This window comes from Mycobacterium sp. Soil_C_30 (assembly GCF_057656995.1).
The window spans coordinates 69,189-92,718 of the sequence record NZ_JBDGJH010000004.1; the positions used below are offsets into that span (position 1 = coordinate 69,189).

At 66.8% G+C, this 23,530-nt stretch carries 26 protein-coding genes and 1 pseudogene; 21 read left to right on the top strand and 6 right to left on the bottom strand.

Annotated features, from left to right (window positions below; genetic code table 11):
* Window position 1 precedes the first annotated feature (1 nt).
* From mftB to mftG, 6 genes are all read left to right on the top strand, one after another.
* Window positions 2–298, top strand: a complete 297-nt coding sequence (gene mftB / locus AC3A6P_RS08510) for a mycofactocin biosynthesis chaperone MftB (RefSeq protein ID WP_487690736.1) — start codon at window positions 2–4, stop codon at window positions 296–298.
* Window positions 295–1,476 carry a mycofactocin radical SAM maturase gene (gene mftC / locus AC3A6P_RS08515; protein WP_487690738.1) on the top strand — a complete coding sequence of 394 codons (1,182 nt, stop codon included), beginning with the start codon at window positions 295–297 and terminating at the stop codon, window positions 1,474–1,476. The genes mftB and mftC overlap by 4 nt, the downstream gene beginning before the upstream one ends.
* Window positions 1,477–1,479: 3 nt before the next feature.
* Complete coding sequence (gene mftD, locus AC3A6P_RS08520; protein WP_487690740.1) at window positions 1,480–2,658, top strand: pre-mycofactocin synthase MftD; 1,179 nt, start codon at window positions 1,480–1,482, stop codon at window positions 2,656–2,658.
* A 113-nt stretch (window positions 2,659–2,771) separates the two neighbouring features.
* A complete protein-coding gene (mftE, locus tag AC3A6P_RS08525; RefSeq protein ID WP_487690741.1) occupies window positions 2,772–3,518 on the top strand; it encodes a mycofactocin biosynthesis peptidyl-dipeptidase MftE in 747 nt (248 codons plus the stop codon).
* Window positions 3,519–3,550: 32 nt separating this feature from the next.
* Window positions 3,551–4,987 (top strand): mycofactocin biosynthesis glycosyltransferase MftF, encoded by a 1,437-nt coding sequence (gene mftF, locus AC3A6P_RS08530; RefSeq protein ID WP_487691439.1) that lies wholly within the window; start codon window positions 3,551–3,553, stop codon window positions 4,985–4,987.
* A gap of 9 nt (window positions 4,988–4,996) precedes the next feature.
* Window positions 4,997–6,439: a mycofactocin dehydrogenase MftG gene (gene mftG, locus AC3A6P_RS08535; RefSeq protein ID WP_487690742.1), complete on the top strand. Its 1,443-nt coding sequence runs from the start codon at window positions 4,997–4,999 to the stop codon at window positions 6,437–6,439.
* A 54-nt stretch (window positions 6,440–6,493) separates the two neighbouring features.
* Here mftG and AC3A6P_RS08540 read toward each other — a convergent pair whose 3' ends face one another.
* Both AC3A6P_RS08540 and AC3A6P_RS08545 read right to left on the bottom strand, forming a co-directional pair.
* A complete protein-coding gene (locus tag AC3A6P_RS08540) occupies window positions 6,494–7,153 on the bottom strand; it encodes an aspartate/glutamate racemase family protein (protein WP_487690743.1) in 660 nt (219 codons plus the stop codon).
* Window positions 7,154–7,225: 72 nt separating this feature from the next.
* Window positions 7,226–8,833 carry an MFS transporter gene (locus AC3A6P_RS08545; protein WP_487690744.1) on the bottom strand — a complete coding sequence of 536 codons (1,608 nt, stop codon included), beginning with the start codon at window positions 8,831–8,833 and terminating at the stop codon, window positions 7,226–7,228.
* An 88-nt stretch (window positions 8,834–8,921) separates the two neighbouring features.
* On the opposite strand from AC3A6P_RS08545, the gene AC3A6P_RS08550 reads away from it, so the two are divergent.
* Window positions 8,922–9,545: a TetR/AcrR family transcriptional regulator gene (locus AC3A6P_RS08550; RefSeq protein ID WP_487691440.1), complete on the top strand. Its 624-nt coding sequence runs from the start codon at window positions 8,922–8,924 to the stop codon at window positions 9,543–9,545.
* Here the strand turns inward: AC3A6P_RS08550 and AC3A6P_RS08555 are convergent.
* On the bottom strand, window positions 9,530–10,792 hold the full coding sequence (locus tag AC3A6P_RS08555; protein ID WP_487690746.1) for a cytochrome P450: 1,263 nt from the start codon (window positions 10,790–10,792) through the stop codon (window positions 9,530–9,532). The two genes, AC3A6P_RS08550 and AC3A6P_RS08555, sit on opposite strands and share 16 nt — an antisense overlap.
* Window positions 10,793–10,922: 130 nt before the next feature.
* Between AC3A6P_RS08555 and AC3A6P_RS08560 the strand changes: the two genes are divergently transcribed.
* The 14 genes and pseudogenes from AC3A6P_RS08560 (at window position 10,923) to AC3A6P_RS08625 (ending at window position 20,374) form a co-directional block, all read left to right on the top strand.
* Entirely contained in the window at window positions 10,923–12,518 is a 1,596-nt protein-coding gene (locus AC3A6P_RS08560; protein ID WP_487690748.1) for a carboxylesterase/lipase family protein, read from the top strand.
* A 7-nt stretch (window positions 12,519–12,525) separates the two neighbouring features.
* Window positions 12,526–12,885 (top strand): nuclear transport factor 2 family protein, encoded by a 360-nt coding sequence (locus tag AC3A6P_RS08565; RefSeq protein WP_487691441.1) that lies wholly within the window; start codon window positions 12,526–12,528, stop codon window positions 12,883–12,885.
* A 398-nt stretch (window positions 12,886–13,283) separates the two neighbouring features.
* Complete coding sequence (gene rpsJ / locus AC3A6P_RS08570; RefSeq protein WP_003883485.1) at window positions 13,284–13,589, top strand: 30S ribosomal protein S10; 306 nt, start codon at window positions 13,284–13,286, stop codon at window positions 13,587–13,589.
* Window positions 13,590–13,612: 23 nt separating this feature from the next.
* Entirely contained in the window at window positions 13,613–14,266 is a 654-nt protein-coding gene (gene rplC / locus AC3A6P_RS08575) for a 50S ribosomal protein L3 (protein WP_487690761.1), read from the top strand.
* Window positions 14,266–14,913: a 50S ribosomal protein L4 gene (gene rplD / locus AC3A6P_RS08580; RefSeq protein ID WP_487690763.1), complete on the top strand. Its 648-nt coding sequence runs from the start codon at window positions 14,266–14,268 to the stop codon at window positions 14,911–14,913. Before rplC ends, rplD begins: the two co-directional genes overlap by 1 nt.
* On the top strand, window positions 14,913–15,215 hold the full coding sequence (rplW, locus tag AC3A6P_RS08585; RefSeq protein WP_487690764.1) for a 50S ribosomal protein L23: 303 nt from the start codon (window positions 14,913–14,915) through the stop codon (window positions 15,213–15,215). The genes rplD and rplW overlap by 1 nt, the downstream gene beginning before the upstream one ends.
* Window positions 15,216–15,239: 24 nt before the next feature.
* Window positions 15,240–16,076 (top strand): 50S ribosomal protein L2, encoded by an 837-nt coding sequence (gene rplB, locus AC3A6P_RS08590; RefSeq protein ID WP_487690765.1) that lies wholly within the window; start codon window positions 15,240–15,242, stop codon window positions 16,074–16,076.
* Window positions 16,077–16,094: 18 nt separating this feature from the next.
* Entirely contained in the window at window positions 16,095–16,376 is a 282-nt protein-coding gene (rpsS, locus tag AC3A6P_RS08595) for a 30S ribosomal protein S19 (protein WP_003883480.1), read from the top strand.
* Window positions 16,373–16,822: pseudogene (rplV, locus tag AC3A6P_RS08600) on the top strand (50S ribosomal protein L22); the annotation flags it as partial. The gene rpsS and the pseudogene rplV, both read left to right, overlap by 4 nt.
* A gap of 26 nt (window positions 16,823–16,848) precedes the next feature.
* Window positions 16,849–17,685, top strand: a complete 837-nt coding sequence (gene rpsC / locus AC3A6P_RS08605) for a 30S ribosomal protein S3 (RefSeq protein ID WP_487690768.1) — start codon at window positions 16,849–16,851, stop codon at window positions 17,683–17,685.
* A 2-nt stretch (window positions 17,686–17,687) separates the two neighbouring features.
* Window positions 17,688–18,104: a 50S ribosomal protein L16 gene (gene rplP, locus AC3A6P_RS08610; protein ID WP_083736073.1), complete on the top strand. Its 417-nt coding sequence runs from the start codon at window positions 17,688–17,690 to the stop codon at window positions 18,102–18,104.
* Window positions 18,104–18,340, top strand: a complete 237-nt coding sequence (rpmC, locus tag AC3A6P_RS08615; protein ID WP_487690770.1) for a 50S ribosomal protein L29 — start codon at window positions 18,104–18,106, stop codon at window positions 18,338–18,340. The genes rplP and rpmC overlap by 1 nt, the downstream gene beginning before the upstream one ends.
* Window positions 18,340–18,639 (top strand): 30S ribosomal protein S17, encoded by a 300-nt coding sequence (gene rpsQ / locus AC3A6P_RS08620; RefSeq protein ID WP_487690772.1) that lies wholly within the window; start codon window positions 18,340–18,342, stop codon window positions 18,637–18,639. The genes rpmC and rpsQ overlap by 1 nt, the downstream gene beginning before the upstream one ends.
* 211 nt (window positions 18,640–18,850) lie before the next feature.
* A complete protein-coding gene (locus AC3A6P_RS08625; protein WP_487690774.1) occupies window positions 18,851–20,374 on the top strand; it encodes a sugar transferase in 1,524 nt (507 codons plus the stop codon).
* A 156-nt stretch (window positions 20,375–20,530) separates the two neighbouring features.
* Here AC3A6P_RS08625 and AC3A6P_RS08630 read toward each other — a convergent pair whose 3' ends face one another.
* The 3 genes from AC3A6P_RS08630 to AC3A6P_RS08640 all read right to left on the bottom strand — a co-directional run bounded on the left by AC3A6P_RS08630 (window position 20,531) and on the right by AC3A6P_RS08640 (window position 23,458).
* Entirely contained in the window at window positions 20,531–21,928 is a 1,398-nt protein-coding gene (locus AC3A6P_RS08630) for an FAD-dependent oxidoreductase (RefSeq protein WP_487690776.1), read from the bottom strand.
* Window positions 21,929–21,934: 6 nt separating this feature from the next.
* On the bottom strand, window positions 21,935–22,588 hold the full coding sequence (locus tag AC3A6P_RS08635; protein WP_487690778.1) for an undecaprenyl diphosphate synthase family protein: 654 nt from the start codon (window positions 22,586–22,588) through the stop codon (window positions 21,935–21,937).
* A gap of 144 nt (window positions 22,589–22,732) precedes the next feature.
* Entirely contained in the window at window positions 22,733–23,458 is a 726-nt protein-coding gene (locus AC3A6P_RS08640; RefSeq protein WP_487690780.1) for a GAF domain-containing protein, read from the bottom strand.
* Window positions 23,459–23,530 lie beyond the last annotated feature (72 nt).

Sequence of the window (23,530 nt, forward strand, 5' to 3'; positions counted from 1 at the left end):
CATGAGCAGCGCGCCGACGGTGACGTCGTTCGATCCGGATTGTGGATGGCGTCTGCATCCGCAGGTGGCGGTGCGGCCGGAGCCGTTCGGCGCGCTGCTGTACCACTTCGGTACTCGCAAACTGTCATTTCTGAAGAATCGCACCATCCTGGCCATGGTCGAGACGTTGGGCGAGTACCCCGATGCCCGGTCGGCGTGCCGCGCCGCGGGCGTCGACGAGGACGCCCAGGAGCCGTACCTGCGCGCATTGGCCACGCTGGCGGCGTCGAACATGCTTGTCTCGAAGGAGAATTCATGACTGCCGTAGCCCCCGTCCCCCGTCTTGTCGATCAGTTCGAGCGCGGTCTGGACGCCCCGATCTGTTTGACCTGGGAACTGACCTACGCCTGCAATCTCGCATGTGTGCACTGCCTGTCGGCATCAGGCAAACGTGACCCGCGTGAGCTGAGCACCGAGCAGTGCAAGGCGATCATCGATGAGCTGGAACGCATGCAGGTGTTCTACGTCAACATCGGCGGTGGTGAGCCCACGGTGCGCCCGGATTTCTGGGAGCTGGTCGACTACGCCACCGCACACCATGTGGGCGTGAAGTTCTCCACCAACGGGGTGCGGATCAATGAGGCGGTGGCGGCCAAGCTGGCCGCCAGCGATTACGTCGACGTGCAGATCTCCCTCGACGGCGCCACCGCCGAGATCAACGATGCGGTGCGCGGAAAAGGCTCGTTCGACATGGCGATCCGGGCTCTGGAGAACCTGAAGAACGCCGGTTTCAAAGACGCCAAGATCTCGGTGGTGGTGACCCGCCACAACGTCGACCAACTCGATGACTTCAAGGCCCTGGCCGACCGGTTCGGCGCCACCTTGCGCATCACCCGGCTGCGGCCCTCGGGCCGCGGGGCCGATGTGTGGGATGAACTGCATCCCACCGCCGCCCAACAGGTGCAGCTCTACGACTGGCTGGTGCTCCACGGTGAGCGGGTGCTCACCGGTGACTCCTTCTTCCACCTCTCCGGGCTCGGTGAACCAGGAGCCCTGGCCGGGCTGAACCTGTGCGGCGCCGGGCGCGTGGTGTGCCTGATCGACCCGATCGGCGACGTCTACGCCTGCCCGTTTGCCATCCACGACAAGTTCCTGGCCGGAAACCTGGTGTCCGACGGCGGCTTTGACAATGTATGGAAGAACGCGCCGCTGTTCCGGGAGCTGCGTGAGCCGACCTCGGCCGGCGCCTGCGGGTCCTGCAACCACTACGACGCCTGCCGCGGTGGTTGTATGGCGGCGAAGTTCTTCACCGGCCTGCCGCTGGACGGTCCGGATCCGGAATGCGTCCAAGGCTACGGCGAACCCGCCCTGGCACTGGAGCGCACCAAACCCAAGCCCAGCGGCGACCATTCCCACACCGGCAAACGCAAGAATGCGCCGGTGATGCTCACCTTGAGCGCTCCTCCCAAGAAATTCTGCAACGAAAGTCCTGTGTAGAAAATGGCTCGTGACACGTGGTTCGAAACCGTTTCCATCGCCCAGCAGCTGGCCAAGAAACGGCTGCCCAAATCCGCCTACTCAGCTTTGCTGGGCGCCAGCGAGAAGGGTGTGACGATCTCCGACAATGTCGAGTCGTTCTCCGAACTCGGCTTCGCTCCGCATGTGGTGGGCGCGGCCGCCAAGCGTGATCTGGCCACAACCGTGATGGGCCAGGACATTTCGATGCCGGTGATGATCTCACCCACCGGGGTGCAGGCTGTCGACCCCGACGGCGAAGTCGCCGTCGCCCGGGCCGCGGCCGCCCGGGGTACCGCAATGGGTCTGTCGTCCTTCGCTTCCAAGCCGATCGAAGAGGTCATCGCGGTCAACGGCAAGATCTTCTTCCAGATCTACTGGCTGGGCGGCCGCGACGCCATCCTCGAGCGGGTGCAGCGCGCCAAGGAGGCCGGCGCGGTGGGGCTGATCGCCACCACCGACTGGAGCTTCTCGCACGGCCGGGACTGGGGCAGTCCGAAGATCCCGGAGCAGATGAATCTCAAGACCATGGTGAAGATGGCCCCTGAGGTGATCACCAAACCGCGCTGGCTGTGGAACTTCGGCAAGACCATGAGCCCGCCGGATCTGCGGGTGCCCAACCAGGGCCGCAAAGGTGAAGCGGGTCCGCCTTTCTTCCAGGCCTACGGCGAATGGATGGGCACCCCGCCGCCCACGTGGGAGGACATCGCCTGGCTGCGCTCCCAGTGGGCCGATGCCCCGTTCATGCTGAAGGGCATCGTCCGGGTTGACGATGCCAAACGTGCTGTGGACGCCGGGGTTTCAGCAATCTCGGTGTCCAACCACGGCGGCAACAACCTCGACGGCACCCCAGCGGCCATCCGCTGCCTGCCTGCCATCGCCGATACCGTCGGCGACCAGGTGGAGGTATTGCTCGACGGTGGGATCCGCCGCGGCAGCGATGTCGTCAAGGCCGTCGCCCTCGGCGCACGCGCAGTGATGATCGGCCGCGCCTACCTGTGGGGACTGGCCGCCAACGGCCAGGCTGGTGTGGAGAACGTCCTCGACATCCTGCGCGGCGGCATCGACTCCGCCCTCATGGGCCTCGGCAAGGCCTCCATTCACGACCTCACCCCCGACGACATTCTCATCCCGGACGGTTTCACCCGCACCCTGGGCGCCTGAACCGCACGCTGATACGGGCGTGGCTCACGGGGCTGAGGTGACCCGATGGGCCCGCCCGTCCCGGCGGCGGTGAAAGAAATCGAAAGACTGCGCCAACAATCGAGGCGCGCCAGGTGAATTCGGCCTACCATCGGCAAGTGCCTGTCCCCACCGAATTCGGAGCCAGTGATCTGGGGAACCGCACCTCATTCCAGCTGCACGGCACCTCGGCCGTGGTGGTGGTGCCCGTCGGCTCATGCGAACAGCACGGCCCGCACCTGCCACTGGACACCGACACGCGGATTGCCACCGCCGTCGCCCGCGAACTGGCCGGGCGGCTCGGGCCTGATCACCTGCTCGCGCCACCGGTGGCCTACGGGGCCAGCGGCGAGCACGAGGCGTTCCCCGGCACCATCTCGATCGGCGAGGACGCCTTGGAGCGGTTACTGGTCGAGTTCGGCCGGTCCGCGTGCCGGTGGGCGCCACGGGTGGTTTTCGTCAACGGTCACGGGGGCAATGTCGGGGCTTTGCGGGCGGCCACCCGTTTGTTGCGCTACGAAGGCCGCGACGTGGTGTGGTGTTCGTGTCTGGTCCGAGGCGGCGATGCTCATGCCGGCCACACCGAAACGTCGGTATTGCTGTATCTTTCGCCGTCTGATGTCCTGATCGAGGAGTCCTGTCCGGGAAACAGTGCGCCACTGGCGGAGTTGATGCCCAGGATGCGGAGCGGGGGAGTAGCTGCAGTGAGTGAGGTGGGAGTGTTGGGGGATCCGACCACTGCGACGGCGGTTGCGGGCGAACGGTTGTTCGAGGAGATGGTGGCCGGCTGCGTCGACCGGGTGGCCCGGTGGGCACCCCGAGACGACGGAATGTTGTCATGATGTCCGGCACCGAAACCGACACCGACACCGACATGGTGCGGGAGACCGCCGAACCTGCCGCCCAGACCCGCCTTCCGGACGGGTTCGCGGTCCAGATAGACCGGCGGGTCAAAGTGCTGGGGTCCGGATCTGCGCTGCTGGGCGGGTCGCCGGCCCGGTTGCTGCGGTTGGCGCCGGCCGCGCAGGTGATGCTGGACGGGGGCCGGCTCGAGGTGCGCGACGCCACCAGTGCTCAGCTGGCTCGTACCCTGCTGGATGCCACCGTCGCCCATCCCCGGCCCGCCGGAGGGCCCTCCCACCGCGACGTGACGGTCGTTATTCCCGTGCGCGACAATACTTTAGGAGTGCGGCGCCTGGTCGCTGCGATGCGCGGGTTGCGCGTTCTGGTGGTCGACGACGGCTCGGAGATTCCGGTGGCCCCGAGCGATTTCGCGGACGCCCACTGTGAGATCGAAGTGCTGCGGCATTCCGTGAGCCGCGGGCCCGCCGCCGCCCGCAACACCGGGCTGGCGGCCAGTACCACCGACTTCGTGGCCTTCCTCGACTCCGATGTGGTGCCCCGACGGGGCTGGCTGGAAGCGCTGCTCGGCCATTTCTGCGACCCGGCGGTGGCGCTCGTGGCGCCGAGGATCGTCGGGCTGTCGCAGACCGACAACGTGGTGAGCCGCTACGAAGCCATCCGGTCGTCCCTGGATCTGGGGCACCGCGAAGCCCCGGTGGTGCCCTACACCACGGTGTCGTACGTGCCCAGCGCGGCGATCATCTGCCGACGCCGCACCGTGGCCGAACTGGGCGGATTCGACGAGAGCATGCACTCGGGTGAAGATGTGGACCTGTGCTGGCGCCTCGTCGAAGCAGGTGCGCGCCTGCGGTATGAGCCCATCGCCCTGGTTGCTCATGAGCACCGCACCAAGATGCGGGACTGGTTGTCGCGCAGGGCGTTTTACGGCACATCGGCCGCACCGTTGTCGGCCCGGCATCCGGACAAGACGGCGCCCATGGTGATCTCGACCCCCACGATGGTGGTCTGGCTGCTCCTGGCCGCCGGCACCCGGCTCAGCTACCTGGCGTCGCTGGTGGCCGTGGCCGTGACGGGACGACGGGTCGCCACCGCGATGCAGGCTCCGGAGACGGGGGCCAGTGACGTGGCCGCGGTGACCGGCCGCTGGCTGGGTTCGGCGGTACTGCAACTCGCCTCGGCCATCTGCCGGCACTACTGGCCGGTGGCGCTGCTGGCGGCGTCGCTGTCGCGGCGCTGCCGGCGCATCGTGCTGGTCGCGGCCGTGGTCGACGGGGTGGTGGACTGGCTGGCCCGCCGAAGGCACGCCGAAGACGACGCCAGGCCGCTGGGACTGATGTGTTACCTGGTGCTCAAGCGCCTCGACGACGTGGCCTACGGGACCGGGTTGTGGACCGGCGTGGTGCGGGAACGTAACCTCGGCCCGCTGAAACCGCAGTTCCGGAGCTGACTGTCCGCCTTGTCCGTCTCCTCGCACAGCGATGTCCTGATCATCGGTGCCGGTAGCGCCGGATCCATACTGGCCGAGCGACTTTCGGCGGATGGCAGCCGTTCGGTGACCGTGGTGGAAGCCGGGCCCGGCCCACAGCAACCCGGTGTCACCGCCCTGACACGCAACGGTCTGCAGTTGCCGATCGGCGCGGCGAGCCCACTGGTGGCGCGATTCCAGACCGAACTGACCGCCGACCCACAACGGGTTGCGCAGATCGTGCGGGGGGCCACGGTGGGCGGCTCCGGAGCGGTCAACGGGGGCTACTTCTGCCGGGCCACGCCTGCGGACATCGGAGGCTGGGATTTGCCGGGGTGGAGTTGGGGCGACGTGCTGGCAAGCTACCGGGCCATCGAGACCGATCTGGACTTCGGCGCCCACCCCGAGCACGGAGACCGCGGACCGATCCGCATCCGGCGCACCAGCGACCTGGCAGGCAGCACCGCGGCCTTCGTCACCGCGGCCGAGCGGGCGGGTTTTGCGTGGCTGCCCGACCTGAATGGCACCGACGCCATGACCGGCGCAGTGGACGGTATCGGCGCGGTGCCGCTGAACATCGTCGACGGTGTCCGTACCGGGCCCGGCGCGGCGTTCCTGGAGCCGGCGTTGAGCAGAGCAAACCTCGTCCTGCGGACCGGTACCCGAGCGCACCGGGTGCGGATCGAGGCCGGCCGGGCAACCGGCGTCGAGGTCGTGGGGCCGGACGGCCCGGCCACCCTGACCGCCGACCGAATCGTGCTGTCCTGCGGGGCAATCGGCTCAGCACACCTGCTGATGCTCTCCGGAGTCGGCGACGAGACGCAGCTGCGTGAGGCCGGAGTGACGGTCACCGTGCCCGCCCCGGTGGGCCGTCGCTGCGCCGACCACCCCGAATGGGTGTTGCCCACCGACTGGGCGGTCGTCGCCAGCAGGCCCGTTCTCGAGGTGGTGTTGAGCCTGCGCAACCAGATCGAGATACGGCCCTACACAGGTGGTTTCGTTGCCATGGTCGGCGACGGGATCGGTGGGCGCCCGGATTGGCCGCACCTCGGGGTGGCTTTGATGCAGCCCCGCTCACGGGGGCGCGTGACGCTGGTGTCCGCCGACCCGGCGGTACCGCTTCGCATCGAGCACCACTACGACCGCGATCCCGCGGATGTCGAGGCTTTGCAGCGCGGTACCGGGATCGCCCGGGAATTGGCAGGCGCAGCAACCGAAATCGGGGAACCCGCGTGGGCCACCTCCCAGCATTTGTGCGCGACGGCGCCGATGGGTCTCGACGGGGACCCGGCTGCGGTGACGGATCCGCAGTGCCGGGTCCTGGGTGTGGACGGCCTCTGGGTGGTCGACGGGTCGGTGCTGCCTGCCGTGCCGAGCCGCGGCCCGCACGCCACCATCGCGATGCTCGCCTACCGGGCGGCGGCCTTCGTGTGATTTCGGCGCGTTTCCAACCGCTGAGCGGTTACCAGCGCGCCCAAATCCCAAAGGTCAGGCCAGCGGAGCCAGCGCTTCGGCCAGCAAGGTCGCGGCCACCACGCCGTCGATCACCGGCACCCCGAGCTGCTGGCGCAGGGGTTCGGCGAAGCGGGCCATGGCGGCGCAACCCAGCACGATCGACCGGCTGCCGTCGGCCTGCAAAGCATGCGCGCACAACCGGCCGATGGGCTCGATGGTGGTGGGGTCGGAGTCGATCTGCAGCACCGGGATGTCGCTGGCGTACACGCCCAGACAGGCGGCCGGGGTGTAGGTCTTGGCCAGCTCCCAACCTCGCGGCACCGTCGACGACATCGAGGTGACCACCGAGAACGTGCCTGCGGCCAGGGCGGCGGCGTGCATGGCGGCCTGGGCGATGCCGAGCACCGGCTCCGTGACCAGCTTGCGCGCCTCCTCCAAACCCGGGTCGCCGAAGCAGGCGATCACGTACGCGTCCGGCCGGGTTTCCACGGGCCGATGTGCTGCGGCGCTGAGCTGATCCAGTAAGCCTGGCACACAACGTCGTTCGTCGTCGTCACTTTCGATGCTCGCCGGCCCGAACGCAGGGTTCACAGCCTCCACGACGGTGGCCGGGCGCGCCACGGACGCCGCGGTGGCCTCGATGGCCGATGTCATGGACGCGGTGGTGTTCGGGTTGACCAGCAGGAGCCGCACGTTTGCAGCCTAGTGCCGGCGCCGGTGCTGTGCCCGTCGGAAGTGCAACTGCCAGTGCCGCAGCCGATCTCGTCAGGAGCGGTGGCGGCCGATCGATTTGCGGCGGCGACGGGTGAGCAGCAACCGCACCGCCCGCAGCTGCCTGCCGTCGCGTCCCGGCGCCCAGATTCCGACGAACACCGCGGCCACGCCGAGTACCACCGCCAGCGCCAGCAGGGAGGAGTCCATCGCGTCCAGGAACGCGGTGCGGGCCATGTCGGCGAGTCCGGCGCCCGACGGGCCCAGCTGGTCAGCCACCGCAATGGCTTCGGCGAGCGAACTCAGCGCCGGTTCACGGGCCGGTTCCGGCAGCTCGGTCAGCTCCGGTGCCAGCATCTGGCCGTAGCGGGCCGCCAACAGCGAACCGGCGACGGCGATGCCCAGCGCAGCGCCCAACTCGCGGGTGGTGTCGTTGACCGCGGAGGCCACACCCTGCTTCTCGTCGGGTGCCGAGCCCATGATCGCGGACGTGGTGGGAGCGGTGCACAACCCGATACCGGTGCTCATGATCAGCAGCGGCCACGCGAGATCGACATACGGCGAGTCGACCTCGAGCAGCAGCATGCACAGCAGTCCGGCGGCGATCAGCAGCAGGCCGACGAACAACACCACGCGCAGGCCCACCCTCGGCAGATACCAGCCGTTGGCGGCGCTGAGCAGCAGCACCGGACCCATCAGCGGAACCAGGGCGGCGGCGGTCATGAGCGGGCTGTAGCCCATCACCAACTGGATGTACTGGATGCCGACGAAGAAGAAGCCGAAGTTCGCGAAGAACAACAACGTGATGCCGACGGCGCCGGTGGCGAACGACGGATTGCCGAACAGCCGGACGTCGAGCATCGGCTTCCCGACCTTCAGCTCGACCAGCGCGAATGCCGCGGCCAGCGCCAGTCCGCCCGCCATACAGCCGACCACCAGCAGGTCGGTCCAGCCGCGTGCCGGGGCCTCCATGACGCCGAAGACGAACACCGCGACCGCGGCGGCGATCAGCGCCGCGCCCCTCCAGTCCAGTGAGGTGGCGTCCTCGTCGCGGGAGGACCGCACGGTGCAGGTCAGCACGAACATCGTCAGCCCGGCCGCAGCGAACGCCCAGAAGATGGATTGCCAGGACCAGAAGTGCAGCAGGACACCGGATCCCAGGAAGCCGAAGACGGCCCCGGAGCCGACGACACCGGCCCAGATGCCAACGGCCTTGTTGCGCTCGGCCTTTGGATAGGCCGCCGTCAACAGTGAGAGCGTCGCCGGCATGATGAATGCCGCACCCGCACCGGCCACCGCCCGCGCGGCGATCAGCTGGCCGGCATCGGAGAACAGCAACGGCGCGGCGGAGGCGATGGTGAACACGGCCAGGCCGATCAGCAGCGCGCCGCGGCGGCCATACCGGTCGCCGATCGCTCCGGCGGGCAGCAGCAGGCACGCCATCACCAGGGTGTAGCCGTCGACCACCCAGGTGAGCTGTGTCTGGGTGGCCGACGTCTGCACGGCGATGTCACCGAGGGCGGTGTTCAGCGCGATCATCGACGACACGACGATGCTGACGTCCAGGCACGCGACGATCAGCAGCCACACGCGAGCGCGCGTTGACATCTCCGCCAGGGCGGGGTCGGTAGGCTTGTCGGGCCGAGCGAGGGTGTCGACCATGATGGCGCTCCTCTTCGGTGGACGTACTTTCGAGACTAACAGTCTTGTACAGGGACGCACAGTCTCGCCGGTGAAGAAGGAGCCTGCGATGACCGCCGGGCGCAGCGACCCGCGGCCGGCACGATCACGTGCCCGTCTACTCGAGTCCGCCACGGCGCTGTTGCGTAGCGGTGGCCCCAACGCCGTCACCGTCGACGCGGTGCTGCGCGGTGCCAACGTGGCCCGGGCAACGCTCTACCGGCATTTCCCCAGCGGTCACGACCTGGTGGCCGCCGCTTTCCACGCACTCATCCCGCCGGCGCCCACACCGCCCGACGAGGGTTCGCTGCGGGACCGGCTGATCGCCCTGGTGCAGGCGCAGGCCGAGTTGATCGCCGAAGCGCCGGTGAGCCTGACCGCCATGTCCTGGCTGTCCCTCGGCGGCGACATGGAACAGTATCCGTCCTCTGATGACAGCGCCGAGGTGCGCACGCTGCGGGAACGGGTGGCCGAACAGTACGCGGCGCCGTTCGACGCCATCCTCGACAGTCCGGACGCCGTAGCCGAACTGGGCGAGGTCGATCATGTCGAGGCCGCCGCACTGCTACTGGGGCCGATCGCGCTGGGCAAACTCAGCACGCTGCCCGACGTCGACTACCGCCGGCTGGCGGTGCTGGCGGTGGATGGCTTCTTGGCCACCCACGCCGGCTCCAAGGCTCACCTCACGGAATAGCGGATCGGCAGATGCTTGAGCCCGCCCACGAACGTCGTCGCTGACAGTTCGGGTTCGCCGGCCAGTTCGATCGACTGGAGCCGGGGGAGCAGCTCGGTGAACAGGCTGTTCATCTCCATCCGGGCCAGCGCGGCGCCCAGGCAGAAATGCACTCCGTAGCCGAACGCCACGTGCCGGTTCGGGTCGCGGGCGACGTCGAACCGGAACGGATCGGTGAAGACCTCCTCGTCGCGGTTGCCCGACACATAGGCCAGGTACACCGATTCCCCTTCGGCGATGCGCACGCCACGCACTTCGGTGTCGGCGGTGGCAGTGCGCATGAACTCCTTGACCGGGGTGCTCCAGCGGATCATCTCCTCCACCGCAGTCGGCATCAGGCTCAGGTCGTTGCGCAACCGGTCCAGCTCGCCGGGGTTGTCGATCAGGGCGCGCAGGCCCCCGGAGATGGCGTCCTTGGTGGTGTCATGACCAGCGCTGGCGACGATCACGTAGTAGGACGCGGTGTCGACATCGGACAGCGGCTCGCCGTTGATGCGCCCGTTGGCGATGGCCGAGGCCAGGTCGTCGGTAGGGCTCTCGCGCCGCGACGCGGTGAGGGTGGAGAAGTAGGCGAAGAAGTCCAGCAGCACCGCCATCTGCTCCTCGGGTGTGGTGCCGCGCTTGTACTCGTCGTCGTCGCCGCCGAACATCTCCTGGGTGAGGGTGTGCATGCGGCCGTAGTCCTCCTCGGGGAGCCCGAGCAGCGACATGATGACGTACAGCGGGAACTGGACGGCGATGTCGGTGACAAAATCGCATTCCGGGCCGATGTCTCGCATCTGGTCGACATAACGTCTGGCCAGCTCGTCCACCCGGACCTTCAGCGCGCGCATGGCTTTCGGGCGGAACCAGTCGGCGCCGATGGCCCGGACATCGCGGTGGTGCGGGTCATCCATGTGGATGAGCGTGCGCAGCCCCATCCCGGCCTCCAGCTGTGCCTTGGCCAGGTCGTCGGCCTGGGCGGTGCTGAGCAAGGGGCGCGGCTCGCTGATGAACAGGTTGTTCTCGCGCTCGATGGCCATGATGTCGGCGTGCTTGGTGATGGCCCAGAACGGCCGATACGGAGACTTGTCCACCCAGGCGACGGGTTCGTGGGCCCGCAGATGAGTCAGCGCCGCATGTAGCCGATTGTCGTCGGCGTAGGCGGTGGGGTCGGCCAGTACCTGGCCTTCCAGGCTGGTTCGGCGGTCCTGGGTGGGTGTGCTCATGCGGCGACTCCTAATTGACGGGTGTCAGGTTTCCAGTGTGGAGGAACCTCGGAGCGGGCGGGAGGGATTTGCGGCTAAAGTCCCGATTACTTTGGACTCTTTCAATCGACGGCCCATCCGACGAGGGTGGGTGGCCCTGCTGGCGGTTCTCGTGCTGCTGATCGCCTGCGGATGTAGCGGTGGCGGCAGTCAAGCCTCGGGCGACGACCAGGTGCCGACACCCGATCCAACCCTCGGTTCCGGCGTGGTGCGTACCGACTCGGGATCGGTGCGTGGGCTTGTGGCCCCCGATCATGTTCTCTTCCAAGGCATTCCGTACGCCGCACCACCTGTCGGCGAACGACGCTGGCAGCCGCCCGCCCCGCCGGCGCCCCGGCCGGAGATGTTCGATGCCAGCAAGCCGGGGCCCCGTTGCGTCCAGGACACCAGCCTCGATCCCGACTTCGGTCGAATCGCCAGCGAAGACTGCCTGTCGCTCAACGTGTGGTCACCCACCGGTGCGGTCGGACTGCCGGTGATGGTGTGGATCCACGGCGGCGCGTTCGTCAACGGCAGCGCCGACCTCTACAACGCGCAGTGGCTGGCCGCCAAGGGCCGCATGGTCGTCGTCACCGTCAACTACCGGCTCGGCGCTCTCGGGTTCCTGGCGCACCCGGCGCTGGGACCTCCGGAACAGCTGGGCAACTACGGATTGGCCGATCAGCAGGCGGCGCTGCGATGGGTCCGCGACAACATCGCAGCGTTCGGCGGCGACCCGAAGAAGGTGACCGTGGCGGGGGAGTCGGCCGGCGCGATGTCGGTGTGTGACCACCTGGTGGCCCCCGAATCGGCGGGATTGTTCCGGGCCGCCATCCTGATGAGCGGGCCCTGCCAGGCGCAACTCGATGTCGCCGCAGCCCGCCAGCCCAGCCTCGAGTACGCGGCGACGGTGGGCTGCCCGGACCCGGTGACTGCGCCGGCCTGCCTGCGCGCCCTACCCCCGGCGGCTCTGGAGCAGCCGGTCTACTTCGGCAGGATCGGCGACGACGCACTGTCGGGGCCGGTCACCGGCACCTCGATGCTGCCGGTGGACCCGGTGAAGGCGATGGCCGAGGGCAAGGCATTGAAGGTGCCGGTGTTGATCGGCACCACCCGTGACGAGTTCACCCTGTTCATGGCCCTGCAGTATCTGCGGGAGAACCGGGAGCCGGAGCCGGCCGACTATCCGCGGCTGCTCGCCGACACATTCGGCCCGCACGCCGCCGCCGTCGAACAGCGGTACCCGCTGGCGGCCTACGGAGACAATGTCTCGTCGGCGTATTCGGCGGCCGTCACCGACGGTGCCTTCGCCTGTGTGGCCGACCGGATGGGCGACGACATGGCCAAGACGGGTGCGGCGGTGTACGCCTATGAGTTCAACGACCGCACCGCCCCCGCACCCGAACCGCTGCGGCAGGTGCCGTTTCCGGTGGGCGCCAGCCACTCGCTGGAACTGCGCTACCTGTTCGACGTGGGCGGCGCACCCGCACTCGACCCGGTGCAGCAGAAGCTCTCCGACCAGATGATCGGTTACTTCAGCCGGTTCGTCACCGACGGTGTGCCCGCCGCCGCGGACGCCCCGGGGTGGCCACGCCGCGGGGGGGACACCAAGGCGTGGATGTCGTTCGACGCGGACGGCAGCCGCGTTGTCACCGGCTTCGAGCAGGAGCATCAGTGTGATTTCTGGGCCAGCACGGTCCAGCGATAGGAGAGCCATACCGACACCGGACCCGCGTCGCTTCGCCCAGCAGTGGGTGGATGCCTGGAACGCGCACGACATCGAGGCGGTACTGGCCCACTTTCACGACGACGTGCTGTTCACCTCGCCGGTGGCCGCCCGGGTGCTCCCCGAGACCGGGGGCGTGGTCAGGGGTAAGGAAGCCTTGCGTGCGTACTGGGTTTCTGCGCTGCCGCTGATCCCGGACCTGCACTTCGACATCGTCGGCGTGTACGCGGGGGAGTCGACGCTGGTGCTGCACTACCGCAACCAGGCCGGCGGCCTGGTCAACGAGGTGCTCACGTTCGACGGCGACCTGGTGCGCGAGGGGCACGGCACGTATCTGGTCGAGGTGTAGCGCGGCCGATTCCTGCGCTACGGTCGTGATGCGTCCGTAATCGCGGCCCGTGTGCAGAAATCGGCGGCGGAGCAGCGGCAACCGGCCCTGATCAGGGATTTGGATCGGGCCCGGATCTAGGGCATACTGTTCGGGTTGCCTTGAGCCGGGTACGCCCCTTGCGGGCCGGATCCGGTACGGGCATACGACCTGCGCCCTACGGGCGCGTCCGGTCCAACCAACGAGTGTGTACGAGAAATCGAACGCGTTCGAGGCTGCGTGAGGGCGACACACCCGACCGCGGGGGCCGGTGAACCAGAGACAGGTAAACAGCGGCGGCATTTCGCGCGGGCATCGCGCGGGACGACGACAGTTGGGGGCTCCAAGAGGAGCCCCGTGAGTAGTGAGGTAGGAGAAGCGTGGCGGGACAAAAGATCCGCATCAGGCTCAAGGCCTACGACCACGAGGCCATTGACGCCTCTGCGCGCAAGATCGTCGAGACGGTCACCCGTACGGGCGCAAGCGTGGTCGGGCCGGTGCCGCTGCCGACCGAGAAGAACGTGTACTGCGTCATTCGGTCCCCGCACAAGTACAAGGACTCGCGGGAACACTTCGAGATGCGTACGCACAAGCGGCTGATCGACATCCTCGACCCGACGCCGAAGACCGTTGACGCCCTGATGCGCATCGATCTGCCGGCCAGCGTCGACGTGAACATCCAGTAGAAGCCCCCAGGAGACTTACAGAAATGGCACGTAAAGGCATTCTGGGCACCAAGCTGGGCATGACACAGGTGTTCGACGAGAACAACAAGGTCGTTCCGGTGACGGTCGTCAAGGCCGGACCCAACGTGGTGACCCGTATCCGCACCCAGGAGACCGACGGCTACAGCGCCGTCCAGCTCGCCTACGGCGAGATCAGCCCCCGCAAGGTGAACAAGCCGGTCACCGGTCAGTTCGCCGCCGCAGGCATCAACCCCCGCCGCCACCTCGCCGAGCTCCGTCTCGACGACGAGGCCGCCGCCGCTGAGTACGAGATCGGCCAGGAACTGACCGCCGAGATCTTCGCCGACGGCGCGTACGTCGACGTCACCGGCACCAGCAAGGGCAAGGGCTTCGCCGGCACCATGAAGCGGCACGGCTTCCGCGGCCAGGGCGCCAGCCACGGCGCGCAGGCTGTGCACCGCCGGCCCGGCTCGATCGGTGGCTGCGCCACCCCGGGTCGCGTCTTCAAGGGCACCCGCATGTCCGGCCGGATGGGCAATGACAAGGTCACCACGCAGAACCTGAAGGTGCACAAGGTCGACGCCGAGAACGGCGTCATCCTGATCAAGGGCGCCATCCCCGGCCGCAACGGCGGGCTCGTCATGGTTCGCAGCGCGATCAAACGAGGTGAGAAGTAATGGCTAGCAAGATCGACGTTCGTACCCCGGACGGCAAGAAGGCCGACAGCATCGAGCTGCCCGCCGAACTGTTCGACGTCGAGGCGAACATCGCGCTGTTGCACCAGGTGGTCACCGCGCAGTTGGCCGCCAAGCGTCAGGGCACGCACTCCACCAAGACCCGCGGTGAGGTCTCCGGCGGCGGCAAGAAGCCGTACCGGCAGAAGGGCACCGGTCGCGCCCGTCAGGGTTCGACCCGCGCACCGCAGTTCACCGGTGGTGGCATCGTGCACGGCCCCAAGCCGCGCGACTACAGCCAGCGCACCCCCAAGAAGATGATCGCCGCCGCGCTGCGAGGCGCTCTGAGCGACCGCGCGCGTAACGAGCGCATCCACGCCGTCACCGAGCTGGTGACCGGTCAGGCTCCGTCGACCAAGAGCGCCAAGGCGTTCCTGGGGACGCTGACCGAGAACAAGAAGGTGCTGATCGTGATCGGCCGCGCCGACGAGGTGAGCATCAAGAGCGTGCGCAATCTGCCTGGCGTGCATGTGATCTCGCCGGACCAGCTCAACACCTACGACGTGCTCAACGCTGACGACGTGGTGTTCTCGGTGGAGGCCTTGAACGCCTACATCAGCGCCAACACCAAAGAGGAGGTGTCTGCCTGATGGCTACCATCGCTGACCCCCGCGACATCATCCTGGCCCCGGTCATCTCGGAGAAGTCGTACGGGCTGATCGAGGACAACGTGTACACGTTCGTCGTGCACCCGGATTCGAACAAGACCCAGATCAAGATCGCCATCGAGAAGATCTTCAAGGTCAAGGTCGATTCGGTGAACACCCAGAACCGTCAGGGCAAGCGCAAGCGCACCCGCGCCGGCTACGGCCAGCGCAAGAGCACCAAGCGCGCGCTGGTGACCCTGGCCCCCGGTAGCAAGCCGATCGATCTGTTCGGAGCACCGGCCTGACGGCCGGGAGTTAAGGATTAACTAATGGCTATTCGCAAGTACAAGCCGACGACCCCCGGTCGCCGCGGTGCCAGCGTCTCCGATTTCGCCGAGATCACTCGCGATCATCCGGAGAAGTCGCTGGTACGTCCGCTGCACGGCAAGGGTGGACGCAACGCGCACGGCCGCATCACCACGCGGCACAAGGGTGGCGGGCACAAGCGTGCCTACCGTCTGATCGACTTCCGTCGCCACGACAAGGACGGCGTCGACGCCAAGGTCGCTCACATCGAGTACGACCCCAACCGCACCGCGAACATCGCGCTGCTGCACTTCGTGGACGGCGAGAAGCGCTACATCATCGCCCCCGAAGGCCTCAAGCAGGGTGCCATCGTGGAGTCCGGCGCCAACGCCGACATCAAGCCGGGTAACAACCTGCCGCTGCGCAACATCCCCGCCGGTACCGTCATCCACGCCGTGGAGCTGCGGCCCGGTGGCGGTGCCAAGCTGGCCCGCTCGGCCGGTGTCAGCATCCAGCTGCTGGGTAAGGAAGGCTCCTACGCCTCCCTGCGTATGCCCTCGGGTGAGATCCGCCGCGTCGACGTGCGCTGCCGCGCCACCGTCGGCGAGGTGGGCAATGCCGAGCAGGCCAACATCAACTGGGGCAAGGCCGGCCGTATGCGGTGGAAGGGCAAGCGCCCCACCGTCCGCGGTGTCGTGATGAACCCGGTCGACCACCCGCACGGTGGTGGTGAAGGCAAGACCTCCGGTGGTCGCCACCCGGTCAGCCCGTGGGGTAAGCCTGAAGGCCGTACCCGCAAGCCCAACAAGCCGAGCGACAAGCTCATCGTCCGCCGCCGGCGCACCGGCAAGAAGCGCTAGGCCGGAAAGGATCAAGCGATGCCACGCAGCCTGAAGAAGGGCCCGTTCGTCGACGACCATCTGCTCAAGAAGGTCGACGTCCAGAACGAGAAGAACACCAAGCAGGTCATCAAGACCTGGTCCCGTCGGTCCACCATCCTCCCCGACTTCATCGGCCACACCTTCGCCGTCCACGACGGTCGCAAGCACGTGCCGGTGTTCGTCACCGAGGCGATGGTCGGGCACAAGCTGGGCGAGTTCGCCCCCACCCGCACCTTCAAGGGTCACATCAAGGATGACCGGAAGAGCAAGAGGCGATGACTACTGCAATCGAATATCCGTCCGCGACCGCCAAGGCGCGCTTCGTGCGCGTCTCGGCGACCAAAGCGCGCCGGGTCATCGACCTGGTGCGTGGTAAGTCGGTCGCCGAAGCGCTCGACATCCTGCGCTGGGCGCCGCAGAGCGCCAGCGAGCCCGTCGCCAAGGTGATCGCCAGCGCCGCGGCCAACGCGCAGAACAACGAGGGTCTGGACCCCGACTCGCTGGTGGTCGCCACCGTCTTCGCCGACGAAGGCCCCACCGCCAAGCGCATCCGTCCCCGCGCGCAGGGCCGTGCCTACCGGATCCGCAAGCGCACCAGCCACATCACCGTGATCGTGGAGTCGCGTCCGCGCAAGGACGGAGGCGCCAAGGGTGCCTCCAACGCGCGCTCGCGGCGTGCGCAGGCCAGCAAGGCCGCTTCTGCGAAAGCCACGGAAGCCACGGCCACCGATTCGAAGGAGGGCTCGGAGTAGTGGGCCAGAAGATCAATCCCCACGGCTTCCGCCTCGGTATCACCACCGACTGGAAGTCCCGGTGGTACGCCGACAAGCAGTACGCCGACTACGTCAAGGAAGACGTCGCGATCCGCCGTCTGCTGGCCACCGGCCTGGAGCGCGCCGGCATCGCCGATGTGGAGATCGAACGCACCCGTGACCGGGTGCGCGTCGACATCCACACCGCGCGCCCCGGCATCGTGATCGGCCGTCGCGGCACCGAAGCCGACCGCATCCGCGCCGACCTGGAGAAGCTGACCAAGAAGCAGGTCCAGCTGAACATCCTCGAGGTGAAGAACCCCGAGAGCCAGGCGCAGCTCGTGGCCCAGGGTGTCGCCGAGCAGCTGAGCAACCGCGTGGCGTTCCGCCGCGCGATGCGCAAGGCCATCCAGTCGGCGATGCGTCAGCCCAACGTGAAGGGCATCCGGGTGCAGTGCTCGGGCCGTCTCGGCGGCGCCGAGATGAGCCGCTCGGAGTTCTACCGCGAAGGCCGGGTGCCGCTGCACACGCTGCGCGCCGACATCGACTACGGCCTGTACGAAGCCAAGACCACCTTCGGCCGCATCGGCGTGAAGGTCTGGATCTACAAGGGCGACATCGTGGGTGGCAAGCGTGAGCTGGCCGCCGCAGCCCCGGCCGCTGACCGGCCGCGTCGCGAGCGCCCGTCGGGCACTCGCCCGCGTCGCAGCGGTGCGTCGGGCACCACCGCCACCAGCACTGACGCCGGCCGGGCCGCCACGGAGGCCCCCGCGGTCGCCGAAGCGACCCAAGGCACCGAGGCCGCGGCAGGCGCGACAGAGACTACGGAGAGCTAGACATGCTTATCCCTCGCAGGGTCAAGCACCGCAAGCAGCACCACCCCCGCCAGCGCGGTATCGCCAGCGGCGGTACTTCGGTGAGCTTCGGTGACTACGGTATCCAGGCGCTGGAGCACACGTATCTGACCAACCGTCAGATCGAGTCCGCTCGTATCGCCATCAACCGGCACATCAAGCGTGGCGGCAAGGTGTGGATCAACATCTTCCCGGACCGCCCGCTGACCAAGAAGCCCGCCGAGACCCGCATGGGTTCCGGTAAGGGTTCGCCGGAGTGGTGGGTCGCCAACGTCAAGCCGGGCCGCGTGCTCTTCGAGCTCAGCTACCCGGATGAGAAGACCGCGCGCGAGGCACTGACCCGCGCGATCCACAAGCTGCCGATCAAGGCACGCATCATCACTCGAGAGGAGCAGTTCTGATGGCAGTTGGAGTGTCGCCGGGCGAACTGCGTGAGCTCACCGAGGAAGAGCTGACCGATCGTCTGCGCGAGTCGAAGGAAGAGCTGTTCAATCTGCGCTTCCAGATGGCTACCGGACAGCTGGACAACAACCGCCGGCTCCGCACGGTGCGGCGGGAAATCGCACGCATCTACACGGTGCTGCGGGAACGTGAACTGGGTCTGACGTCCGGGCCCGATGGTGGTGAGGAATCCTGATGGCAGAGAACGAAAAGGGCGCTAAGCACACGCCCCGCACCGAGAAGCCGCGTGGCCGTCGCAAGACCGCCATCGGCTACGTCGTGAGCGACAAGATGCAGAAGACCATCGTCGTCGAGCTGGAAGACCGCAAGAGTCACCCGCTGTACGGCAAGATCATCCGCACCACCACCAAGGTGAAGGCGCACGACGAGAACGGCGATGCCGGTATCGGCGATCGCGTTTCGCTGATGGAAACCCGTCCGCTGTCGGCTTCCAAGCGCTGGCGTCTGGTCGAGGTCCTGGAAAAGGCCAAGTAGCAGGCGAATTGCTGCGTTTCGCAGGAAGTGCCCGTCGCGAGCAATCGCGACGGGCACTTTTTGTTTTTCTCCGATGTGTTTGCGGGCGGGATAAAATCTGCTTACCCTTTTGCTGTGTGCCCCGGCTATAGCTCGCGTTTTGTCCTGGTGATGCCCCGTGCGCACGTCTCACGCCCTCTGTCGGACACTCGGTTGGCGGGCTGAGACGCAGATGACCCCTCGACCCGCTCTCGTCGATGCGTCGACGACAACGCGACTACGCATCAGCGAAGCGCTGCGCGCCCAAGAATCATCGGGCCAGCCCCGGTTCCGGGTGCCCTTCGGGGATCGCGCCGACACCTTCGTCAAAACCGTCACCATGGTGGGCGACTTCGTTTTTGCGGCGATCGCGGTGGCAGTGGCGTGGTGGTGGCTGACGAGGGTCGGCGAGTACATTCCCTTCGCGCTCCTGGCCCTCTTCGTGCCGATATTGATAGGGCTGATGAGCCTGCGAAATCTCTATCGGTCAGATCTCAACCGTCGGACCATCGATGACATCGGACCGATCCAGGTCGCGATTGTGCTCGCGTTGTCTTTGCATCTGGCCGTACTCGTGTTGTTCGGAAACCTGAACCTGTACAAGGTCGAAGGTTCGCGCAGCGAGATCTGGCTCACGACCTGGGCGTGCGCAGCAATTGCCATTCCGCTGGGGCGGATCGTCGTTCTCCTGGGGAGCCGTGTGCTACGGCTTCCGCGCCGCATCGCCGTCCCCACACTTATCGTGGGCAATGGCCGTGTGGCACACCAGATTGTCGAGCGGTTGCGGGTCTCGCCAGAGTACGGGCTCCGGCCCATCGGACTGCTCGACGTCGAGGCGCCGCAGTCGGGTAATGACGCGGCGCCGGACTTCTTGATTCCGTATGTCGGTGCACCCGAGCACCTCGAAGCCGTGGTGGAGGCCACGGGTGCACAGAACATCGTCATCGCGTTCTCGCGAAGTCGCGACGAAGTGCTCACCGACGTCATCCACATCGCTCACCGACTCGGACTACGGGTGTGGGTGGTGCCGCGCATGTTCGACACCATCGGCGCACGCGCACACATCGACCACATCGGCGGGCTGCCGTTGTTGGCCCTGGCCTACACCAACCCCAACGGGTGGCAGTTCGCCGCCAAACACCTCTCCGACCGCGTGATCGCCGGCCTTGGGCTACTGGCGATCTCGCCGTTGTTCTTGACGCTCATGCTGTTGGTCCGCCTGAGCTCCCCTGGACCGATCTTCTTCGGCCAGGACCGGGTGGGACGCGATGGTCGGGTGTTCGAATGTCTGAAGTTCCGGTCGATGCGTCCCCCGCGCGCTTCGGATGCGCAGTTCGAGCTCCAAACCGGTGCTGCGCCAGGCGGTGTCGAGGGGGTGGACCGCCGGACGAAGATCGGCAAGTTCATGCGCGCCACCTCGCTGGACGAACTGCCGCAGTTGATCAACGTGCTGCGGGGCGACATGAGCCTGGTGGGCCCGCGGCCCGAACGGCCGGAGTTCGTCGAACTCTTCGAGATGCAGATCCGGCGCTACGGTGAGCGACATCGGGTGAAAGCCGGCGTCACCGGCTGGGCGCAGGTGCACGGCCTCCGTGGCCAGACCTCGATCGCCGATCGCGCCGAATGGGACAACTACTACATCGAGAACTGGTCGCTGGTGCTGGATCTCAAGATCCTGGCGCTCACGGTGGCGGCGGTTCTTCGCGGCTCGGAGTAATTGCGCAGGCTGGTTCGTCGGGCCTGAGCTCCTTCGCCTGGCTCGTCCCGCCCCCGCAAGCGGGAGGTACCCCCGGCCAGCCTCGGACTCAGGCTGTTTCGTCGGGCCTGAGCTCCTTCGCCTGGCTCGTCCCTCGCCAGCCTCGGACTCAGGCTGTCACCTATTGATGACGTTCGACTCGTGGTAGTGCCGTTCGGTGTTCACCTGCCACGGGTCCACATCCTCGCCGAAGTACCGGGCGACACTGCGCATGGCGCTCAGCATCGCATGGTCCTGATTGTCGTAGCGGTGCATACCGTTACGACCGATCGGGTGCAGGGTCGGATGAGCCCGATACAGGTAGTCGCGGATCGCTGCGACGTTGGCATCGCGCGCCGAGTCGTAGATCGGATATGCAGACAGTGAGCGCACGACCGCGACGTGGTCGATCGCAGATTCGTCGAAACCCAATGCCCGGAGGTCCTGTTCGACGATGGTGCCAAGACTCTCGTTGATCATGATCCACAGATCATCGTCGGGGAGGGTGAAGTACTCCAGGCCCAGATACGTGCCGTCGAAGCCTTCCGGCGCCAGCGAATCCGACCAGCGGCAGTAGTTCTGCACCCGGCCGACGCGAAACTCCCTGCTGGGCGTGTACACCCAATTGAAGGGAATCTCATAACGTTTGTTGAGGGCGACGGCGACGGTGATCAGAGCCCGGTGCTTGAGCGCGGCGGCGGCGGCCCGAATATGCTGCGGTGGCTCCGGTTCCAGGATGTCCACCAATTGGCGCAGCGGCATACTCGAAAAAACCGCATCACCGGAGGCGGTTTGGCCGTTCTGCAGCTCGATCACCCAGCCATCGCCGTCGGAGCGGATGCAGGCCACGGGGGAGTTGAGGGCAATGACCGCGCCGGCCTGGACCGACGCCGCTGCTGCGGCTTCCCACAGCTGCCCCGGTCCGAGCCGCGGATAACGAAAGGTGTCTTGGCTCTTGGGCCCTCGGCCACCCAGCAGGTGCCAGGCGATCGGTTTTATCCGTTGACTGGCCCAATCACTGGCTATCGCCCCGGGATCGGCCAACCACGTTTTGCGGACGTAGCCGTCGAAGAACATCGTGTACCAGTAGCGACCGAACTCGTGTGTGCCCCATTCGCGGAAACTCGCCGAGTGGCCGGGGCGTCGGCCGCGGCGACGGATCCGAGACCACAACAGGCTGCCCATACCGTGCAGACCCTGTCGAAACCCCATTTCGGTCAACAGATCACGCCCGATCAGCGGATACTGCACGTAGGTGCCGTTGACCAGCATGGCGGAGCTTCGCGGCACCGAGATCCACTGATCGGCCGGCAGCAGAGAGTTCCAGAGGTCCAACACCTCTTCGTCTTTGGTGAAGAATCGGTGACCGCCCGGGTCCACCCGCCAGGGGCCGGCCGTGGGGGTGCGGGCCAAGCCGCCGACGGTGCCCGTGCCTTCGTAGATCCGGGCCGCCACGCCACGTTCTGCGAGCTTCAGCGCTGCGGTGAGCCCAGCCGGGCCCGCACCGACGATCAGCGGGTCACGGCGAGAGACCATGTCGGACTAACGGCCCCGGCGCTGCGGGAAGAGCCGGTAGTCCGCGATGAGGTCGTCGAGGTCGCCTGGCTGGAGATCGTTGAGCGCCGTCGTCAGGAATCGCAGCTGGGCGTACTGGCTCTGTATCGGCAGGAAGCCACTCAGCAGAGGCTCGGGGGAGCTGCGGATGACCAGATCCACCTGGCCGATCTCGAAGGCTTCGCTGATATCGCAAGCGTCTCGCTCCGCCAGCAGATGAGCGGCCCGCAATTCATCCATCGCGTCATAGGCAGCAAGGATGTTGATATGGAAATCGTCGCCGTGCATGGCATTTTCCAAGCCCTCCGCCGCGGCCAGAAAATCACCCGGGAGCAAACGTCGATCACCGTGTAGCCGCACACTGCACTCGGCCGGATCGAAATGTGCCGGGATCAGCGTGGTGAAGAAGTGGATCGAGGCGGCGTACACGGCGCTCAGCTCGAGGTTGGGTCGCGCCAGGTTGGCCTGGCTGAGGTTGTACACCGAAACGGTTCGTACCTGGTGTCGTTGGAGTGCAACAAGTATCTCGGTCACCTTTTCGGCGCCACGAAGATACGCATCGTCGAGTGAGCAGTTGTTGGCGCTGGCCCACCGTCGCAGGCCGTCGGGTATCAGACCGACATGAGTCGGTTCATGCTGCATCCGTCACCCCCTTTGCAACGTGACTGGATAGCAAACGTACTACACGCAGCATTGCGGCAACACCGGACAGCAAATGAAATGTCGATGCCAGTGTCGCTCAGCAAACGCACAGCTAGCGGTGCGCCTTTGCTGGAAAACCGTTATTCAGGCATTCAAGCCGGGGCCGGGGCCAGGGCCGAAGATGCGGTCGGTCGCTATCTTCGCCAGATCGCTCAGAACCTGGAGGTGCCCGGATCCCCACTGCCGGGGCTTGACGTCGAACACGCACAGCGTCCCGATGGCGTTGTCGTCATGATCGATCAGCGGGATGCCGAGATACGCCGCCACGGTTCCGTCGACGACCGCGGGGTGATCCTTGAAGGCCGGGTCGGCCCGCATGTCTTCGAGGACCAACGGCGCACCCGAGGCCACGGCGTACTGACAGACGGACCGCTCCAGCGGTGTCTCACGGAATGCCGGGTCTGGCAGATCCATGCCCACCGAGCTCTTGAAGTACTGCCGGTCGGCATCGATGAGTGTCATCGAGGACAGCGGAGCGTCGAGGGCTGCCGCGGCCGCACGCGTGATCCGGTCGTACACCTCCTCGGGGGCGGAGTCGAGGAGTCCGGTGGCATACAGCGCACGCAGTCGGGCGGGGTCACTGATGGTGGCCGAGATTTCCGATGGCCCAGCGGCAGAAGGCACTCCGGCAGCCAACAGGCGGCTGGCCGCCTCCTCGACGGACGGGCTGTCGGCAGCTCTCAGGTCGGCCAGCATCTTCTCGGCCACGGCATGAGCAACGTAGGTCTCCACGTCCAGGCCGGCGACTTGTGCGCACTCTTCGAGCTTGCGGTTGAGCCAATCATCGAACCGCGGCACCGTGCTGCTCATTCGCAACACGCTAGTCGAATCGGCGGCATTCGGTTGCCGGTGGAGTGGATCGCCGTCATTTCGACGACACGC

Excerpts from the sequence above, each read along its gene's own strand:
- AC3A6P_RS08550 (WP_487691440.1), top strand. The coding sequence starts at position 8,922 with ATGACCGCCGGGCGCAGCGACCCGCGGCCGGCACGATCACGTGCCCGT.
- rplC (WP_487690761.1), top strand. The coding sequence starts at position 13,613 with ATGGCACGTAAAGGCATTCTGGGCACCAAGCTGGGCATGACACAGGTG.
- mftD (WP_487690740.1), top strand. The coding sequence starts at position 1,480 with ATGGCTCGTGACACGTGGTTCGAAACCGTTTCCATCGCCCAGCAGCTG.
- rplW (WP_487690764.1), top strand. The coding sequence starts at position 14,913 with ATGGCTACCATCGCTGACCCCCGCGACATCATCCTGGCCCCGGTCATC.
- AC3A6P_RS08635 (WP_487690778.1), bottom strand. The coding sequence starts at position 22,588 with ATGCAGCATGAACCGACTCATGTCGGTCTGATACCCGACGGCCTGCGA.
- rpsS (WP_003883480.1), top strand. The coding sequence starts at position 16,095 with ATGCCACGCAGCCTGAAGAAGGGCCCGTTCGTCGACGACCATCTGCTC.
- rplD (WP_487690763.1), top strand. The coding sequence starts at position 14,266 with ATGGCTAGCAAGATCGACGTTCGTACCCCGGACGGCAAGAAGGCCGAC.
- AC3A6P_RS08555 (WP_487690746.1), bottom strand. The coding sequence starts at position 10,792 with ATGAGCACACCCACCCAGGACCGCCGAACCAGCCTGGAAGGCCAGGTA.
- rplP (WP_083736073.1), top strand. The coding sequence starts at position 17,688 with ATGCTTATCCCTCGCAGGGTCAAGCACCGCAAGCAGCACCACCCCCGC.
- AC3A6P_RS08630 (WP_487690776.1), bottom strand. The coding sequence starts at position 21,928 with ATGGTCTCTCGCCGTGACCCGCTGATCGTCGGTGCGGGCCCGGCTGGG.
- rpmC (WP_487690770.1), top strand. The coding sequence starts at position 18,104 with ATGGCAGTTGGAGTGTCGCCGGGCGAACTGCGTGAGCTCACCGAGGAA.
- mftB (WP_487690736.1), top strand. The coding sequence starts at position 2 with ATGAGCAGCGCGCCGACGGTGACGTCGTTCGATCCGGATTGTGGATGG.
- AC3A6P_RS08640 (WP_487690780.1), bottom strand. The coding sequence starts at position 23,458 with ATGAGCAGCACGGTGCCGCGGTTCGATGATTGGCTCAACCGCAAGCTC.
- AC3A6P_RS08545 (WP_487690744.1), bottom strand. The coding sequence starts at position 8,833 with ATGGTCGACACCCTCGCTCGGCCCGACAAGCCTACCGACCCCGCCCTG.
- mftF (WP_487691439.1), top strand. The coding sequence starts at position 3,551 with ATGGTGCGGGAGACCGCCGAACCTGCCGCCCAGACCCGCCTTCCGGAC.
- rplB (WP_487690765.1), top strand. The coding sequence starts at position 15,240 with ATGGCTATTCGCAAGTACAAGCCGACGACCCCCGGTCGCCGCGGTGCC.
- mftC (WP_487690738.1), top strand. The coding sequence starts at position 295 with ATGACTGCCGTAGCCCCCGTCCCCCGTCTTGTCGATCAGTTCGAGCGC.
- AC3A6P_RS08625 (WP_487690774.1), top strand. The coding sequence starts at position 18,851 with ATGACCCCTCGACCCGCTCTCGTCGATGCGTCGACGACAACGCGACTA.
- rpsQ (WP_487690772.1), top strand. The coding sequence starts at position 18,340 with ATGGCAGAGAACGAAAAGGGCGCTAAGCACACGCCCCGCACCGAGAAG.